Below are 16,051 nucleotides of genomic sequence, written 5' to 3' on the forward strand. Positions count from 1 at the left end.
GGCGCCGGGCGGAGGGGTACTACGCGGGGAGTACCCGGGACCACCACGCCCGGCTGACGCCCCGGGCGGTTGCGCACGTCTAGCGTTGCCGTATGGACGAGCAGCGAGCGCACGGAAGCACGGGCCCCCGCCGCGGCCCCGGCGGCTACGGGCCTCCGGGGCGGCTGCGCGGGCTGCGGCTGCGGGACGGCGACCGGCTGCCCTGGCTGTCGACGGTGGTGCTCGGTGTGGTCGTGATGGCCGGGACGACCGTCGCGGCGCACGGGCAGGGCCGTGAGCCGCTCGGTGCCGTCGCCCGGTTGCTGCTGACCGTCGCGGTCGCGGTCCTGCTGGTGCGTCACCGCCATCCGGTGGCGGCCGTCGCCGGGACGTCTGCCGCGACCCTGGCCTATCTGGCGCTGGGCTATCCGTACGGCCCCGTGCTCCTCGCCGTCGCCGTCGGATGCGTCAGCGCCATCGTGTCGGGGCACCGAAAGGCGGCCTGGTGGTCGCTGGGTGCGCTCTGGGCGGGGCACGTCCTGGTGTCCCACTGGCTGTACCGGTGGCTGCCGCCGGAGGGTGACGGTCCGGCGCCGTGGGGCCAGGAGGCGTTCATCACGGCCTGGGTCGTGGCGATCGTCGCCGCGGCGGAACTCCTGCGGGTACGCCGTGAGCAGTGGGCGGCGGCGCGGGCGGAGCGGGAGGCCGCGGAGCGGCGACGGGCCGACGAGGAGCGACTGCGCATGGCCCGTGAGCTCCATGACGTGCTGGCGCACAGCATCTCCGTCATCAACGTCCAGGCCGGGGTGGGGCTGGCCCTGCTAGACGCGGATCCGGAGCAGGCCCGCACCGCCCTCACCACCATCAAGTCGGCGAGCAAGGAGGCGCTCGGCGAGGTACGCCAGGTCCTCGAGAACCTCCGTACCCCGGGTGACGCCCCCCGGGCCCCGGCCCCGGGGCTGGACCGGCTCCCCGAACTGGTCGATCAGGCGGCGGACGCGGGTCTGACCGTGACCGTGGAGCCGGAGGACGGCACGCGGAGAGCGGTTCCGCCCGGCACCGACCTCGCGGCCTTCCGCATCGTGCAGGAGGCTCTGACGAACGTCGTGCGGCATTCGGGTTCGCGTACCGCGGAGGTCCGCATCGCCTACGGCGACGGGCGCATCCGGCTCCGCGTCGACGACGAGGGCCCTGCGACGGGCCGCGACGCCGGAGGCAGCGGAAACGGGCTCATCGGCATGCGGGAGCGGGCCGCCGCGCTGGGTGGCACGATCGACGCGGGCCCTCGCCCCGGCGGCGGTTTCCGGGTCACGGCGGAGCTCCCGCTGCGACCCGGTCCGGGCGGTCCGGACGCGCCCCCGGACGGAGCGGGACCTGAAGCGAAGGAGACACCGTGATCCGCGTCGTGCTCGCCGACGACCAACTGCTGGTCCGGGCGGGTTTCCGCGCCCTCCTGGACGCCCAGCCGGACATCGAGGTGGCGGGGGAGGCCGCCGACGGCGCGGAAGCCGTGCGTCTCGTGCGCCGGCTCCGGCCCGACACGGTGCTCATGGACATCCGGATGCCACGACTGGACGGGCTGGCCGCGACCCGCGCGATCACCTGTGACCCCGCGCTGCACGAGGTGAAGGTGGTCATGCTCACCACCTTCGAACTCGACGAGTACGTGTTCGAGGCCATCCGCTCCGGGGCTTCCGGCTTCCTGGTCAAGGACACCGAGCCGGAGGAACTGCTGCGGGCGGTACGGGCCGTGGTGGCAGGGGACGCCCTGCTGTCACCGGGGGTGACGCGCCGGTTGATCGCCGAGTTCGCCGCCCGGTCCAAGGAGCCGGCGACGGCCACGGTCCTGGACGCACTGACCGAACGCGAGCGCGAGGTGATGGCGCTCGCCGGCATGGGGCTCTCCAACGAGGAGATCGCCCGCAGACTGGTCGTCAGCCCGCTGACCGCCAAGACCCACGTGAGTCGTGCCATGGTGAAGCTCGGCGCCAGGGACCGGGCGCAACTCGTCGTACTCGCCTACGAGTCGGGGCTCGTACGGCCCGGCTGGCTGGGCTGAACGGCTGGTCCGGGCCGGCCTTCCCCGGCATGCGGGAAACGCCACAGCACATGGACCACGCGCACCGCGAACGCCAGCGTGCCCAGCACCGCTCCGGCCCGGAGCAGGAGGCGGTCACCGGCACCGGGCAGATCGAGGAGCAGGGCGGGCAGGAGGACGCCGAAGAACGTGGCCGCGGCCACCAGGGCGCCGCTCGCCACGGCGTAGCCGGTCTCGATGGTCATCGCGTCCCGTTCCGCCTGTGTGCGTCGTCCCATGTCCGAAGTGTCACAGGGGCGGTGTCAGGCGGCAAGGGCCGCGGCGCCTCCCGCGAGGCCCCCCGCCCGGTCACCAGGCCCCGGGCACCCTGCCCCGGCTCCGCGCCGTCACGACCAGGTGATCGCGGAGTTCTCGGTGAAGAGCCCGGCGACCTCCCGGTCGCCCGTGAGCGCGACCGACGTGAGGGGCAGGCGGTTCCACAGGACCAGGTACAGCTCTTCGGCGGTCCCGCTGACCTCGCAGTCGGCGGGGGCCTCCGGCACGGCTTCGTCGCGTACCGTCCGCGGCGGGTCGGCCGAAAGCCGCACGGTCCACGCCGCGTCCGCGTCCACGGCCCGCACCCGCAGGGTGCGCGGCCGGGCGGTCCGCACGCGGCTCTTGGGCCGGGCGTGGAATCCGGCCAGCAGTTCGTCGATGCCGTCCACGGCATGCGGAGCGTCGACCGGAGTGAGCGGTCCGCCGCGCGCCGTCTCCGCGTCCACCCGGTGGATCCTCGTCTCATGCGCCTGCCGTCGGGCCCAGAAGGCGAGGGGGGACGGCGCCGGGAGGAAGGCCCAGCACTCCAGCCCAGGCGGGGCGGTCCGGAGCGCGTCGACCAGCAGGCCGTGGCCCTCGGCGAACCAGCCGACCAACTCGTCACCGTCCAGGTCCGGTTCGCCGCCGGCGGGCCGGTGGGTCCTGTGGCCTTCGGCCACGAACGCGGTCGCCCAGCGGTGCACCGTGCCGGTGTGCCGGAGGAGGTCACGCACACGCCAGCCCGGACAGGTCGGTACCGGTGCGTCCGGTCCCGCCGCCCGGGCGGCCGCGACAAGTGCCCGGCCCTCCGTGGACAAGGCGGTCACATGCTCCGTTGTCTCCACGGACGCGATCTTGCCAGGCGCGTCAAGCCCCCTGCGGGCGGGCGGAGCGGCCCCGGCCGGTGCCGCGCAGCAGCTGCGAGAACCAGCCCAGCGCGCAGGCCTGGACGAGCACCGACACGACCAGGCCGAGGTACAGGAACCACGCGGGGCCGCCCGCGTCCGCACCGGCCACGGAGCCGCCGACGAGGAAGACGAAGACGGTCGGCGCCGCCAGGAAGAACAGCCATACACCGGCGAACGAGGCATCGTCGTGCGCCACGAACAGCGTGTCCACGGCGACGAACACCGCAGCCGCCGCCACCAGGGCGAGGTAGACGCGCGAGGCCGCGTTGCCGAAGGTCAGCCGCGCCGACTTCCTCAGCCGCGCGTTGTTCATCCGGAGCCGTGCGTTGTGTATCCGGTCGGTCATGTCCAGCTCCCCGTGATCGTCGATGCCTCCAGCGTGCCTCCGGGGAGCCGGAGACGCCTGAGTACGGCTACTCAATCGCTCATGTGTGCGGCGTTCCGGGCCCCGTGCCCCGGCGCGGCGTACAGGGTCGCCGTCGGGGCGACGGGGCAGAGGCGGTCCGAGGCGGTGTCTCCGTCAGGCCCCCGGCAGCGCCGTCCTCGTTTTGTTCAGCAGCGGCACAAAGTGGGCGTAGGATGGCGCCGACGACCCGCGCAGGGCCTTCGGCACCCGTGACCGGCCGGTGAACGGTGCGGGGCGCCGGAGCGTCGGCAGTGGCTCCGGATCATGGGAGACTCGCCCCCATGAACGGCAAGTCGACCACCACGCGGACGAAGTTGGAGAGGGGCCGCAGCGCGCTCGGGCCTGCCCTGGAGCTGGTGCACACCGGCCGGGCGCCCACTCGTGCCGTCCTGACCTCCGAACTCGGGGTCACCCGTGCCACCGCGGGCGCCGTGGCCGCCGAGCTGGAGGCGCTCGGCCTCATCAGGGTCGACTCGAGCCCCGGCTCCGCGGCAGGTTCGCAAGGTCGCCCCTCGCACCGGCTGTCCGTGAGGGACAGCGGCCCCGTCGCCCTTGCCGCCCAGGTGCACTCCGACGGCTTCCGCGCCGCGCTCGTGGGGCTCGGGGGCAGGATCATGGCCACCGCGCCGGGCTGCGTGACCGTCATGGCCGACCCCGCCCAGGTGCTGGGCGAGGTCGTCGAAGCGGGTGCCCGGCTGCTGCGCGAGAGCGGGCTGCGCTGCGTGGGCGCCGGGCTCGCCGTGCCCTCCGCGGTCGCCGAACCGGAGGGCACCGCCCTCAACCCCATGCACCTGGCCTGGCCGGCGGGCGCCCCCGTCCGGGAGATCTTCTCCGCCCGCGTGCGTGCGGCCGGGATCACCGGCCCGGCGTTCACCGGCAACGACGTCAATCTCGCCGCCCTCGCCGAGCACCGGCACGGCGCCGGCCGCGGCGCCCAGCACCTGCTCTGCGTGGCCACCGGCCACCGGGGCGTGGGTGGCGCCCTCGTCCTGGACGGCCGTCTGCACACAGGGAGTTCAGGGCTCGCCCTGGAAGTGGGACACCTCACGGTGAACCCCGAGGGGCGCCCCTGCCACTGCGGTGGACGCGGCTGCCTGGACGTGGAGACCGACCCGCTCGCCTTCCTCACCGCCGCGCGCAGGGACCCCGGCCCCGAGGAGTCGCTCCTCAAGCAGGCCGGCGACCTGCTGCGCACGGAGTACGGCGACCCCTGCGTGCGGGCCGCCGCGCAGGAGCTGATCGACCGGCTCGGCCTCGGCCTGGCCGGCCTGGTCAACATCCTGAACCCGGACCGCATCATCCTTGGCGGGCTGCACCGCGATCTCCTGGAGGCCGATCCCGAACGGCTGCGGGCGGTCGTGGCCGACCGCAGCCTGTGGGGCCGCAGCGGCAGCGTGCCGATCCTGTCCTGCACCCTGGCCCACAACAGCCTGGTGGGCGCCGCGGAACTCGCCTGGCAGCCCGTGCTCGACGACCCGCTGGCCGCCCTGGCCTGATCAGGCTCCGGCCACGGCGAACGCCAGGGCGCGCGCTGGGCCGGTCACGCGGACCTCACCACTGCCCGGTCCGGGCCAGCCGTGCACGCTCCGGGGCGGAGAGGTGCAGTACTTCGTAGCGGTCGCCGGGCACCGGCCCGGGGGGCTCGTGTTCCCACAGCGTGAAGTGGAGCAGTTCCCAGAGGCGCGGATCGAGGGCGAGCGCCGCGGCGACGGCCCCCGGCGAGGCGGCCGTCCCGCGGTGCTCCGCCAGCGCCGCCTCCACCGCCTCGGCCGGTCGCACCGAGTCCTCGATCCGCACACGGTGGCGGAGCGCCGTTCGGGGGACCGCGTCCGCCGAGGGGCCCTCGAGGTAGGAGAGCCCCGACCAGTGCTGCACCTGCGGGCGCCCGAAGTCGTCGACGATGCCCTGGAAACCGGGACAGCGCAGGAAGGCGTTCATGCCCTCGGGCGCCGACCACAGATACAGCGGGGCGTACTGATCGACCGGTGACGTCTCGCCGCGTTCCCGGATCAGGAACGCCTTGAGGCCGAGACCCGGGAAGTCGTCCAGGAGGTGGCCCCTCGTCGCGATGCGCCTGCGGATGATCTCCATGTCGTAGTCGGCGGGCAGGGTGATCTCGTACTGCATGGCGTGCAACGCGTGCTCCTCAGGCAGTCGGTGTGCGGGGGGCGAGCAGGGCCAGCAGGCCCGTGACCGCCGCGTCGAACGCGACGGGTGAGCCGGACGCGCGGGCCAGGACGTATCCGCCCTGGACGGTGGCGACGACGGCCGCCGCTGTCTCCGCGGGAACGAGGTCCGGCGAGAACTCGCCCGCGTCCAGGCCCTCCTGGACGATCTCGGTGAGCCGGCCCCGCAACCAGCCGATCGTCTCCTCCACCGGTGCGCGCAGTCCGTCGTCGGCCACGATCTCCGGATCCATCGTCAGACGCCCCACCGGGCATCCCCGCAGGACCTCGCGCTCCCGCAGCAGGTATGCGGAGATCCGCCCGTACGCCGTGCCCGGGGTGTCCAGCAGGCGCCCGGCAGCCTCCCGCACCTGCGCGCACGTGCGGAGGACGGCGGCGAGGGCCAGATCCGGCTTGCCCCCGAAGTGGTGGTACATGCTGCCCTGGCCGACGCCCGCCCGCCGCTGGATCGCCTTGGGGCTGGTGCCCACGTAACCGCGCTCCCACAGGAGCTCCCTGGTCGCCTCGACCAAGCGGTCCGGAGTGTTCATGCATCCACTGTACATACCAGTAGGTACAGATTCCTGGCGGCAGTGCGCGTCCGCCCGGAAGCAGTGCCCGGCGGGCGCGGTACTCCCTGCGGGGTAGGCGGAGTGCCGCCGGCGGTACGACGCCCCGGACCCCCCTGACGGGACAGGCTCGGACGTGACAGGAACACATGGACGACGTACCGACCGAGGAGCTGACCGAGATGAACACCCTGGCGTACGGCGGACCCGGGCCCTGGGTCCTTCTCTTCCCGATCATCTGGGCGGCCGTCGTCATCGGCGTCGTCACACTGCTGCGCCGCACCGTACGGTGCGGGCGCCACGCCTCGTGGCAGCAGTACGGTGGCCGCCGGGGCGAGCGCGCAGAGCACTCGCCGATCGACCTCCTGGGCAGGCGGTTCGCCGCCGGGGAGATCGACGAGGACGAGTACTGGCGCAGGCTCTCCGTCCTGGACGAGCCCTACGGGCGCTTCGGCAAGGACGGTCCGGCATGACCGTCCGGAACATGGGTCCGGGCGGGGGGAGCGCGTCGATCACACGTGATCGACGCGCTCCGTCGTGCTCCGCGTGGTGGCAGGCCGCAGGGCGGCCGTGACGGTCAGCCGACGACGGTCGACCGGGACCGTGTTCGGGCCGCCACCGGCTCCGTGAGGATCCCGGGGCCGGAGCCGAAAGGCCCGTCGGTCGTCGACCCGTACACCGGAAGGGGCGGTAGGGCGGTGGCGAAGGAAGGGGCGGGGAGGGTGAACCAGACGACCTTCCCCGCGTCGTCGCTCGGTCGTACGCCCCAGCTCTCGCTGACAGCGGCGACGAGTGCCAGCCCGCGCCCGGAGGTGGCGGAGGCGTCGGCATCGTTCACCGTCGGCAGCCGGGGGTCGTGGTCGTGGACGGAGACCGTCAGGCGGTCGAGCAGCAGCTCGATCTCGACGGTGCACGATTTGTCCGGCTGTGCATGCCGGTGAACGTTGGTCAGCAGTTCTGTGACGCCGAGCGCGGCATGGTCGATCAGGGGATCGAGATGCCAGTAGCGCAATTGCGCCGAGATGATTCTGCGGACCTGACCGATCCGCGACGGCAGGGCCTGGAGCTCCACCGCGCAGTGCCTGCTTGGCTCGCTGATCACGGCTGCGACTCCCCGAAATAGGTCCGGAAGAAGACGAAGGGACGGATCCAGCAGATGGCTTACTGCTGTTTCTGGTCTGGTCATGCGTGGTCCGCCCTGCGTGGGCCCCGGCGAAGTGGTGCTCGCTGTCACCGCCGGTACACCTTCAGTGACGTGGGACCAGCGTGACTCAGGGGGTTGAGCTCCGCAACTCGCGGTGTTCGTACGGCACCGCTGCGTCGGACCCGTTGCCGTGCCCGCCCCGCAGCACCGCCAGGAACCGGCGGACCGGGGCGGCGCCGCCCGGCCTGCGGTTGCGCTGGCCCATCGTCAGCCGGTAGCGCACCCCGTTGATCCTCGCCACCGCCGAGTCGGCCGCGAGGAACCACCGCTTTCTGGCCCTCACCGCGCTCACCGGTGCGCTGACGATCTCCCGGCCGTCGCTGGTCAGCAGCGCCACCCGGCCGTCCTTGACGATCACCTGACCCGCCCTGGTGAGGGAACGGGCCCACCGCTCGATCCGGACGTCGCTCGCGCGGAACTCTGCTTCGGCCATGACGGCTCAGCCCCCCTCGTACCGGTTTCTCCTGAGAAGTGTGCCCCTTGCCGGGCCCGTCCCACCAGGGGCCGTCAGACATGGCCGCCCCCGATGGTGCCGCCCGCCTCGCGCGCCCGGGGCTCAGGTGCCAAGGAAGAGGCCATGGGGTATCAAAGTGAAGGTTTGTGCAGGTGGGGGGAATATCGTGAGCGGTACCGGAGTACCGCCGTCACGACAAGGAGCCCCCTGATGGACGCCAGCGAGCACAGAGGTGACGGAGGGGTCGAGGCGACCGTGGACGTCGACCGCAGCGACCCCGAGTACCGGGCCTGGCTCAAGGAGGCGGTGCGCAAGGTCCAGGCGGACGCCAACCGTTCCGCGGACACCCACCTCCTGCGCTTCCCGCTGCCCGAGGGGTGGGGCATCGATCTCTACCTCAAGGACGAGTCCACGCACCCCACGGGCAGCCTCAAGCACCGGCTGGCGCGTTCGCTCTTCCTCTACGGGCTGTGCAACGGCTGGATCCGCCCCGGCAAGCCGGTCATCGAGGCGTCCAGCGGCTCGACCGCGGTGTCGGAGGCGTACTTCGCCAAACTGATCGGTGTTCCGTTCATCGCGGTCATGCCCCGCACCACCAGCCCCGAGAAGTGCCGGCTGATCGAATTCCACGGCGGACAGGGCCACTTCGTCGACGACGCCCGCAGGATCTACGAGGAGTCCGCACTCCTGGCGGCGGAGACCGGCGGACACTTCATGGACCAGTTCACCTACGCGGAGCGAGCCACGGACTGGCGGGGCAACAACAACATCGCGGAGTCCATCTACCAGCAACTCAGGATGGAGCGGTACCCCGAACCCGCCTGGATCGTCGCCACGGCCGGCACCGGCGGCACCTCCGCGACCATCGGGCGCTACGTCCGCTACATGCAGCACGACACGCGGATCTGCGTACCCGACCCGGAGAACTCCTGTTTCTTCGACGGCTGGACCCGCCAGGACCCGCTGGCCACCAGCGACTGCGGCTCACGCATCGAGGGCATCGGACGGCCCCGGATGGAGCCGAGCTTCGTGCCCGGCGCCATCGACCGGATGATGAAGGTACCGGACGCCGCCACCGTCGCCGCCGTTCGCGTACTCGAGCGCGCCATCGGCCGCAGGGCGGGCGGTTCGACCGGCACGGGCCTGTGGAGCGCCCTGAGACTCGTGGCCGAGATGGTGGAGCAGGGCAGCACCGGCAGCGTCGTCACGCTCTTCTGCGATCCGGGCGACCGGTACCTCGACAAGTACTACTCCGACGCCTGGCTGAGCGAGCAGAACCTGGACATCCGGCCGTACACGGAGACGATCGAGCGCTTCCTGGCCACCGGGGCCTGGAGCGGCTGAACCCGGCCCCCGGGACGGATCCCGGCCGCATCCGGATGCACGTCCGCGGGATGTGCGGGGCGGCGCTCAGTCCGCGAGGAGAGTGTCGAGCACACGGCCGAAAGCCCGTCGCCCCGCCGTCCTGAGAAGTGGGTCGCCCCACCGGGGCAGCAGCCGCACCCGCACCTCCTCGACCCAGATGACATGCGCTCCCGAGCCGGTCGGCCGGACGTCGATCGACGCCCGGCCCAGCACCACGGACCCGCGCTTCTCCAGTTCGCACAGGCCCGCCCGGCCGGCTGCGGGCGGCAACCACCGCACCACTTCCATCGGGTCGTCGAACCCCAGCGGCCCCAGTCCCGTGCGGGCCACGAAGACCGTGCCCGTCCTGGTGGGCGGACCCGTCGGGACGGTGACCGAGGTGAGCGGGACGGTCCCCGCGTGCCGTTCCCAGTCGGTCACCCGGCGCCACGCCTCGGCGGCGGGGAGGGGAGTGAAGCGCTCGATCCGGAAGACGGCCACCCTCCGATAGTAGGACGTCCGGCGCCTGTCGGCCGGGGAGCGGAACGCCCGGCCGGGCTATTCGTCCGCGGCGCCGCCCGCCACGACCAGGCCGGGCAGGTGCTCCTCGATCTCCTGGCGCGGACCGGCCGGCAGGCCCGCGTCCGTGACGAACGTGTCCACCTCGTCGAGCGAGGCGAACGAACTCAGCCCGACCGTGCCCCACTTGGTGTGGTCGGCGACCACCACGACCCGCCGTGCGGCGCGCACCAGGCGGCGGTTCGTCTCGGCCTCCGCGAGGTTCGGGGTCGAGAGTCCGGCCTCGACCGAGATCCCGTGCACCCCGATGAACAGCACGTCGAAATGGAGGGAACCGATCGCGCGGTCCGCGACCGGGCCGACGAGCGAGTCCGACGGCGTACGGACCCCGCCGGTCAGCACCACCGTCGCCGCCCCCGACCGCGTGCCACCGGCCGCCGTCGGACGCTGCGCGTCGTGGAAGACGTCGGCGACCCGGACCGAGTTCGTCACCACCGTCAGCCCCGGTACGTCCAGGAGGTGACGGGCCAGCGCGAACGTGGTCGTGCCGCCGGACAACGCGATCGCACTGCCGGGCACGGCCATCGCGGCCGCAGCCTGGGCGATCTCCTCCTTGGCGCTGAGCTCCAGCGTGGACTTCGCCTCGAAACCCGGCTCGTGCGTGCTCGCCTCGACGACCGGGACGGCGCCGCCGTGCACCTTCTCGATGACCCCCTGGCGGGCCAGCGCGTCCAGGTCCCGGCGGATGGTCATGTCGGAGACGTTCAGCTTGCGGGTCAACTCGTTGACCCGGACCCCGCCGCGCTTGCGCACGTCGTCGAGGATGAGGGCACGCCGCTGCTCAGCGAGCAGGTTCTGGTTCTCGCTCAACGCCGGCCCCGGCCCTTCCCTCTGTCCGCACGGTCCGGCAGCGGCCTGCAGGACGGTCTCATCCTCGCACGCACTTCCGCCGGCGGTGCCACTGGGGAGATTCGGTGAGAGCGGTGCGCCGGGGGCCCCGCGTCCGCGACAGTGGTGACTGAGCATCAGCCCGGAGCCCGGCCCGGCACCGACCGGTCCCGCCGTTCCCCCAGGCCGCGAAGCCGGACGGACCAGAGAGCGAGACACCTCAATTGCCTCCTGTCACCCAGCCCCCGCAGAGCACCGGGGCCGCACTGGAACTCCTCGTGCACGGTGTCGGCGGAACCACCCCGCAGGAGATGCTCGGCGACTGCCGTACGACCAGGGTCAGCGGTGACGCCACGGCCGCCATCCACCGGCGCACCGAGGACATCGAGGCCGAGCAGCAGCCGGACCGCCACCGGGACGGGCCCGTCGCCGAGGCCTACTGCTGGTCCAACCTCACCTCCGGCAACGGCTCCCGCGCCCTGTGGCTCCTGCTGCTCCCCTTCATGGTCGTCAACCTCGCCCACTGGATGCGGCCCACCGCCCAGGGGCACACCGCGGCGGTCCGGCTGTACGGGACGGTCGTACGGCTCGCCGCCCTCAGCCTCACCGTGCTGCTGACCGCCGCGGTCTGCGAGGTGGCCCTGGACCTGGTGGCCTGGCAGTGCGCGGGTGTGGCCCGGTGCTCCGGCCGGCGCTCCTGGCTGGGCTTCCTGTCCGCCCAGCAGGACGGCTGGTGGTCCCAGCCCGGACGCCGGCTCGCGCTCGCCTCACTCGTGCCCTCCGCGTTGGTGGGGCTGCTGTGGTACCTCTCCAACCGCACCTGGAGCGCCTACGAGTCGCAGCGCCCGCTGAGCTGGGACGAGTCCGAGGAGGACCCGGCGCCGCACCCCGCCCCGTCCGGCGCCCCCGTCGTCCGCCCCGCCCTCGGCCGGCCCGGATTCTGGTACGGCCGGCGGCTCGTGGCCCGACTGCGCGCCGCGCACACCGCTGCGGGGTTCCTGACGATCGCGGCCGCCGTCGGGGGCGCCGCCGCCCGGTACGACCGAGCCGCCGACGGGCCCGTACCCACGGTGGCCGGCGGACTGTTCCTGGCGGCCCTGGTCGTGTGCGGACTCGTCGTCGTCGCGGTGGTGTGCCGCCGTGGACGCAGCGAGCGGCGCCTGGACAACCGGCTCGACCGCACCGCCACCACGTTCCTGCCCGCCGCCGCGCTGGCCCTGCTGGTCGTCACCGCGGTGTACGCCGCCTGGTCGCGTCCCGGTTGGGTCTCCTCGGGCAGCCTGCCCGGAGAGGCGGCCTTCGGACTCCTCGCGCTGGGCCAGGGCGTCCTCGTCGTCGTACTCGCCGTGGTGGCGCTGACCCTGTACCGCAGCGCCCCCGAGCCGCGCACCATCCTCCACGGTCTCGGCGGCCCCGCCGTGGCGATGCTCGCCTGCGCCCTCGGCGGAGTGATGACCGGCGGGGTCGCCCAGCGCGTGGCGGACTGGCTCGACGGCCCCGGCACCCCCGGCATGGGCAGCGGTTCCGCCATACCGGGCCCGCCCGTACTCCTCAGCTGGCAGGCGTCCGTCATCCCCGTCCTGCTGCTGCTCCTGCTCGTCCCCGTCACCTGGCTCGCGGTCCGCACCGCGCGGCGCGCCCGCCGGATGGGGCCACGGATCGAGGCGGAGTACGAGGAATCACGCCCCGACCACGGCCGCACCCGCCACATCGCGCGCACCCGGGCCACGGCCGCACTCACCGACTCCGCGCCCCGGATCGTGGGTCTGCTCTCCGGCGCCACCCTGCTGCTCGGTGCCGGAGCCGCGGCCGGCGCATGGCTCAGCGACGAGGTCCCGGGCCTGGCGATGGACGGGGCGGGCCCTCTGGCCGAATCCCTCGCCGACGCGGCCCAGGCGACCGGATCGTGGATGATCGGCTTCGGCTTCGTACTGTTCGTCACCTGGGGGCGCAGGGCCTACCGCGACGTGTCCGCCCGGCGCACCATCGGCATCCTCTGGGACGTGGGGACGTTCTGGCCGCGCGCCGCACACCCCTTCGCGCCACCCTGCTACGCCGAGCGTGCCGTCCCCGACCTCTCGTCCCGGATGTGCGCCTGGACGGCCCGTACCCGCGGCAGGCTCGTCATCTCGGGCCACTCGCAGGGCAGTGTGCTCGCCGCCGCCGCCGTCTGGCAGTTGCCCGACGCGGCGCGCAGCCGGGTCGCGCTGCTCACCTACGGCTCGCCGATCGAGCGGCTGTACGGGCGCTGGTTCCCGGCCTACTTCGGCCCCGGCCCCCTGGACGGATTGCACCGCTCCGTGCACTGCTGGCGCAACCTGTGGCGTGCGACGGACCCGATAGGCGGCCCGGTCCGGATCGACGAGGGCCAGGGACCCGAGGTGGACCTGGGCCCGCTCAAGGACCCGCTGGTCTACGGCCGCACCGCGGAACACCCGCTTCCCGCGCCGGTCCTGGGACACTCGGACTACCAGGCCGACCCCGTCTTCGCCGTGGCGCGAGCGGCACTCCTGGAACGCCTCGGTCCGCCCGTACTGCCGCAGCAGGCGGGCGCCGGCTCCCTGCACCCCGGCCCGGGCACCGGCACCGAACGGGCCGGTGAGGGAGGCCAGGAGGCCGACGGGGGGCCTCAGGGGAGTACGGGGAGATCCTCCGGATAGAGCATGGTGAGGTCGTCCGTACTCGGCTCCGGGAGCTGGGCGACCCGGCCCGCGTGCCGCTCGACCATCGACTCGAAGGTCTGCCGGGCCGTTCGGCCGTTGCCGAAGGCGGGACCCTTGGGAAGCGCCGTGAAGTACGCGAGCAGCGCTTCCCCGGTCCCGTCCGCCAGGCTGTACTCGTGCTCCTCGGACTGCTGCTCGACGATCCGCAGCAGTTCCTCGGGCAGGTAGTCGCTGAACGTGATCGTGCGCGAGAAGCGGGAGGCCACCCCGGGGTTGACGGTGAGGAAACGCTCCATCTCGTGTGTGTACCCGGCCACGATCACCACGACCGCTTCGCGGTGGTCCTCCATGAGCTTGACCAGCGTGTCGATGGCCTCCCGGCCGAAGTCGCGGCCGGAGTCCTCCGGTGACAGCGCGTACGCCTCGTCGACGAACAGCACCCCGCCGCGGGCCCGTTCGAACGCCTCCTGGGTGCGGATGGCGGTGGAACCGATGTGCTCACCGACCAGGTCCACCCGGGACACCTCGACGAGATGGCCGCGCTCCAGCACACCGAGCGAGGCCAGGATCTCCCCGTACAGCCGGGCCACCGTCGTCTTTCCCGTGCCGGGGGAGCCGGTGAAGACCAGATGCCGGCGCACCGACGCCGCCTTCAGGCCTGCCAGCCGCCGGCGGCGGCCCACCTCGATCATGTCGGTGAGGGCCCGCACTTCGCGTTTCACGCTCTCCAGGCCGACCAGTGCGTCCAGCTCGCCGAGGACGGCGTTCGAGTCACGGACCGGCTCGGCCGGAGGCGCGGGCACGGGGGCAGGGGCCGGGGCGGCGGCCCGCTGCTCCGGCATCGCGCCGAGAAGGCCGGGTGTCGCCTGCGTCGCCGTCAGGACCGCCGGGGCCGGAGGGGCGGTGCGGAGCCCGCTCTCGTCGCTGGTGCACTCCTCCACCACGGGGCCACCGGGGCGTCCTTCGCCGTGCAGGGAGGTGCCGTCGGCGAACTCGTAACCACCGCGGGCACACCGCTCGGTACGGCAGCGGGTGAGGGTGGAACGGCATCCGTCCATCACATGGAAGCCGTAGCCCTCGCTCCCCGTGACACGGCAGCTGTGGAAGGTCCCACGCCCCTCGGCCGAGACGTAGAAGCCGGCCTCGGCGGGTGAGGTGACCGTGCACCGCTCGATCGTCGGGTCGGCGCCCTTGGTGACGATGACGCCTGTCTGTGCCGCGTCGATGGTGCAGTTGTTCAGCGTGCCGCCGCTTCCGTGGTCGCGGAACCACGCTCCGGTGGACGCCTCACGGATCCGGCAGTCGTCGAGCTGGGCGGTGGCCCCGTCGCTCACGGAGACCGCGGTGTTGCGGATCTGGAAGAGATCGCTGTCCACGACGTCGGCGCGCGAACCCCGGTCGAGGACGAAGAGGGCGTCGGGGACGTCGTGGACGCGGCAGGAATCGAGTATCACCGTGGCGCCGTCGCTGACCCAGACCGCCGGGTAGTCGCCCGTACTGTCGTGGATCTCGCACTGGTTGGCATCGACACGGGTGCCCGGGTCCCAGATCGAGAGCCCGTTGCGGCCGAACCTGCGGACCGTGGACCGGGTCAGGGTGAGGACGGAACGCGAGCGCAGATCGATCGCGTTCTCCGGGATGTCGTGGATGTCGCAGTCGGCGAGGGTGAGGACCGCGTCGGTGTCCAGCGTGACCCCGTCCGCGGACGTGCGGTGCACGGTGCACTCGGTGAGGTGCGCGGCACCGCGGGCGGTCACCTGCACCCCGCTGCCCTTGATCTCGTAGATCTCGCAGCCGACGGCCTCCAGGCCGCTGCCCTCGCCGGTCACGCTGAGGCCCGCCCCCGACGCATGGTGGACGCGGCAGCGATCCAGCCTCGGGTGTGCGCCGTCGCGCACCGAGACGCCCGACTGCCCGGCCGAGACGATCTCGCACTCCTCGAACACACCTCCGGCGCCGTCGAGTACGGCGATGCCCACCCCGGCCGGATTGTCGACGGTGCAGCGGCGCACGGTGGGCCTGGACGCGCCCCGCACCTCCAGGCCCACGGCCGACCGCGTCACGATGCGCAGATCCGACAGCTCGGGCGCGCCCCCCTCGACGAGGAGGGCGGGGGCGGCGGAGTCCTGACCCTCCACGTGGAGGTCCTGGATGACGGCGGAGGCCCGGACGGTGAGGGGGACGCCGTCGACCGGCGCGATCCGGACCGAACCGACGGAGCCCTCGGGGCCGCGCAGGGTCACCGCGCGATGGACGACGAGGTTCTCCCGGTAGGTGCCGGGGGCGACGGTGAGGACGTCACCGTCCGCTGCGGCCTCCAGAGCTGCGGCGAGGGAGGCGTATTCGCCCGTGCGGCGCCGCCATCGCGATGTGCCGGTGTGCGTCACCTGGACCGTGCCCTGTGCCATGGTGCTGCTGTGCCCCCGCCTCGTGCCGTGTGCGCTGCCTCGTGCCCGCCCGCATGCCGGCGCCGCCGTGTACCGGGCGGTTCCGGGTCCGCCTGCCGAGGAGTCGGGCGGGCCGGTCCACCGTAGCGCGCGTGACGGGCACGGGTTGACGGGGCGGCTGTGTCCCCGCCCCGGCCCCGGACGGCCCGTGAGGACGCCGGGGAACGGCCGGT

At 73.1% G+C, this 16,051-nt stretch carries 16 protein-coding genes; 6 read left to right on the forward strand and 10 right to left on the reverse strand.

Annotated features, from left to right (window positions below):
• Window positions 1–92 precede the first annotated feature (92 nt).
• Window positions 93–1,376 (forward strand): sensor histidine kinase, encoded by a 1,284-nt coding sequence (locus tag QFZ58_RS32155; RefSeq protein ID WP_307128383.1) that lies wholly within the window; start codon window positions 93–95, stop codon window positions 1,374–1,376.
• Entirely contained in the window at window positions 1,373–2,038 is a 666-nt protein-coding gene (locus QFZ58_RS32160) for a response regulator transcription factor (RefSeq protein WP_307128384.1), read from the forward strand. Before QFZ58_RS32155 ends, QFZ58_RS32160 begins: the two co-directional genes overlap by 4 nt.
• On the opposite strand, the gene QFZ58_RS32165 is transcribed toward QFZ58_RS32160, so the two are convergent.
• The 3 genes from QFZ58_RS32165 to QFZ58_RS32175 all read right to left on the reverse strand — a co-directional run bounded on the left by QFZ58_RS32165 (window position 1,999) and on the right by QFZ58_RS32175 (window position 3,565).
• Window positions 1,999–2,295 (reverse strand): DUF6332 family protein, encoded by a 297-nt coding sequence (locus tag QFZ58_RS32165; RefSeq protein WP_307128385.1) that lies wholly within the window; start codon window positions 2,293–2,295, stop codon window positions 1,999–2,001. The two genes, QFZ58_RS32160 and QFZ58_RS32165, sit on opposite strands and share 40 nt — an antisense overlap.
• A gap of 108 nt (window positions 2,296–2,403) precedes the next feature.
• The gene (locus QFZ58_RS32170) at window positions 2,404–3,156 is read right to left on the reverse strand and encodes a maleylpyruvate isomerase family mycothiol-dependent enzyme (protein WP_307128386.1); all 753 of its coding nucleotides are present in this window, start codon (window positions 3,154–3,156) and stop codon (window positions 2,404–2,406) included.
• Between the two features lie 22 nt (window positions 3,157–3,178).
• Entirely contained in the window at window positions 3,179–3,565 is a 387-nt protein-coding gene (locus QFZ58_RS32175; RefSeq protein WP_373428622.1) for an SCO4225 family membrane protein, read from the reverse strand.
• Window positions 3,566–3,906: 341 nt separating this feature from the next.
• Between QFZ58_RS32175 and QFZ58_RS32180 the strand changes: the two genes are divergently transcribed.
• A complete protein-coding gene (locus tag QFZ58_RS32180; protein ID WP_307128387.1) occupies window positions 3,907–5,121 on the forward strand; it encodes an ROK family protein in 1,215 nt (404 codons plus the stop codon).
• A gap of 55 nt (window positions 5,122–5,176) precedes the next feature.
• Here QFZ58_RS32180 and QFZ58_RS32185 read toward each other — a convergent pair whose 3' ends face one another.
• Entirely contained in the window at window positions 5,177–5,761 is a 585-nt protein-coding gene (locus QFZ58_RS32185; protein ID WP_307128388.1) for a DUF4865 family protein, read from the reverse strand.
• Window positions 5,762–5,771: 10 nt separating this feature from the next.
• The gene (locus tag QFZ58_RS32190; RefSeq protein WP_373428623.1) at window positions 5,772–6,341 is read right to left on the reverse strand and encodes a TetR/AcrR family transcriptional regulator; all 570 of its coding nucleotides are present in this window, start codon (window positions 6,339–6,341) and stop codon (window positions 5,772–5,774) included.
• A gap of 200 nt (window positions 6,342–6,541) precedes the next feature.
• On the opposite strand from QFZ58_RS32190, the gene QFZ58_RS32195 reads away from it, so the two are divergent.
• Window positions 6,542–6,832, forward strand: a complete 291-nt coding sequence (locus QFZ58_RS32195) for an SHOCT domain-containing protein (protein ID WP_307129067.1) — start codon at window positions 6,542–6,544, stop codon at window positions 6,830–6,832.
• 104 nt (window positions 6,833–6,936) lie between these two features.
• Here QFZ58_RS32195 and QFZ58_RS32200 read toward each other — a convergent pair whose 3' ends face one another.
• Both QFZ58_RS32200 and QFZ58_RS32205 read right to left on the reverse strand, forming a co-directional pair.
• Window positions 6,937–7,461, reverse strand: coding sequence for an ATP-binding protein (locus QFZ58_RS32200; protein ID WP_307128390.1), 525 nt, complete (start codon window positions 7,459–7,461; stop codon window positions 6,937–6,939).
• Window positions 7,462–7,630: 169 nt separating this feature from the next.
• Window positions 7,631–7,996 (reverse strand): hypothetical protein, encoded by a 366-nt coding sequence (locus tag QFZ58_RS32205; protein ID WP_307128391.1) that lies wholly within the window; start codon window positions 7,994–7,996, stop codon window positions 7,631–7,633.
• 231 nt (window positions 7,997–8,227) lie between these two features.
• On the opposite strand from QFZ58_RS32205, the gene QFZ58_RS32210 reads away from it, so the two are divergent.
• A complete protein-coding gene (locus tag QFZ58_RS32210) occupies window positions 8,228–9,361 on the forward strand; it encodes a PLP-dependent cysteine synthase family protein (RefSeq protein ID WP_307128392.1) in 1,134 nt (377 codons plus the stop codon).
• 66 nt (window positions 9,362–9,427) lie between these two features.
• Here the strand turns inward: QFZ58_RS32210 and QFZ58_RS32215 are convergent, their stop codons facing one another.
• A complete protein-coding gene (locus tag QFZ58_RS32215) occupies window positions 9,428–9,862 on the reverse strand; it encodes an SRPBCC family protein (protein ID WP_307128393.1) in 435 nt (144 codons plus the stop codon).
• Window positions 9,863–9,919: 57 nt separating this feature from the next.
• A complete protein-coding gene (locus QFZ58_RS32220; RefSeq protein ID WP_307128394.1) occupies window positions 9,920–10,750 on the reverse strand; it encodes a DeoR/GlpR family DNA-binding transcription regulator in 831 nt (276 codons plus the stop codon).
• A gap of 329 nt (window positions 10,751–11,079) precedes the next feature.
• On the opposite strand from QFZ58_RS32220, the gene QFZ58_RS32225 reads away from it, so the two are divergent.
• Window positions 11,080–13,428 carry a hypothetical protein gene (locus QFZ58_RS32225; RefSeq protein WP_373428686.1) on the forward strand — a complete coding sequence of 783 codons (2,349 nt, stop codon included), beginning with the start codon at window positions 11,080–11,082 and terminating at the stop codon, window positions 13,426–13,428.
• Here QFZ58_RS32225 and QFZ58_RS32230 read toward each other — a convergent pair.
• A complete protein-coding gene (locus tag QFZ58_RS32230; protein ID WP_307128396.1) occupies window positions 13,398–15,839 on the reverse strand; it encodes a right-handed parallel beta-helix repeat-containing protein in 2,442 nt (813 codons plus the stop codon). The genes QFZ58_RS32225 and QFZ58_RS32230 overlap by 31 nt on opposite strands.
• Between the last annotated feature and the right edge of the window lie 212 nt (window positions 15,840–16,051).

Origin of the sequence: Streptomyces sp. B1I3, assembly GCF_030816615.1 — a bacterium.
Classification (GTDB): Bacteria; Actinomycetota; Actinomycetes; order Streptomycetales; family Streptomycetaceae; genus Streptomyces.

What these genes read in the sequence shown, in the direction of transcription:
- QFZ58_RS32155 (WP_307128383.1), top strand. Translation starts at nt 93, where the DNA reads ATGGACGAGCAGCGAGCGCACGGAAGCACGGGCCCCCGCCGCGGCCCC.
- QFZ58_RS32165 (WP_307128385.1), bottom strand. Translation starts at nt 2,295, where the DNA reads ATGGGACGACGCACACAGGCGGAACGGGACGCGATGACCATCGAGACC.
- QFZ58_RS32175 (WP_373428622.1), bottom strand. Translation starts at nt 3,565, where the DNA reads ATGACCGACCGGATACACAACGCACGGCTCCGGATGAACAACGCGCGG.
- QFZ58_RS32180 (WP_307128387.1), top strand. Translation starts at nt 3,907, where the DNA reads ATGAACGGCAAGTCGACCACCACGCGGACGAAGTTGGAGAGGGGCCGC.
- QFZ58_RS32190 (WP_373428623.1), bottom strand. Translation starts at nt 6,341, where the DNA reads ATGAACACTCCGGACCGCTTGGTCGAGGCGACCAGGGAGCTCCTGTGG.
- QFZ58_RS32195 (WP_307129067.1), top strand. Translation starts at nt 6,542, where the DNA reads ATGAACACCCTGGCGTACGGCGGACCCGGGCCCTGGGTCCTTCTCTTC.
- QFZ58_RS32205 (WP_307128391.1), bottom strand. Translation starts at nt 7,996, where the DNA reads ATGGCCGAAGCAGAGTTCCGCGCGAGCGACGTCCGGATCGAGCGGTGG.
- QFZ58_RS32210 (WP_307128392.1), top strand. Translation starts at nt 8,228, where the DNA reads ATGGACGCCAGCGAGCACAGAGGTGACGGAGGGGTCGAGGCGACCGTG.
- QFZ58_RS32225 (WP_373428686.1), top strand. Translation starts at nt 11,080, where the DNA reads ATGCTCGGCGACTGCCGTACGACCAGGGTCAGCGGTGACGCCACGGCC.
- QFZ58_RS32230 (WP_307128396.1), bottom strand. Translation starts at nt 15,839, where the DNA reads ATGGCACAGGGCACGGTCCAGGTGACGCACACCGGCACATCGCGATGG.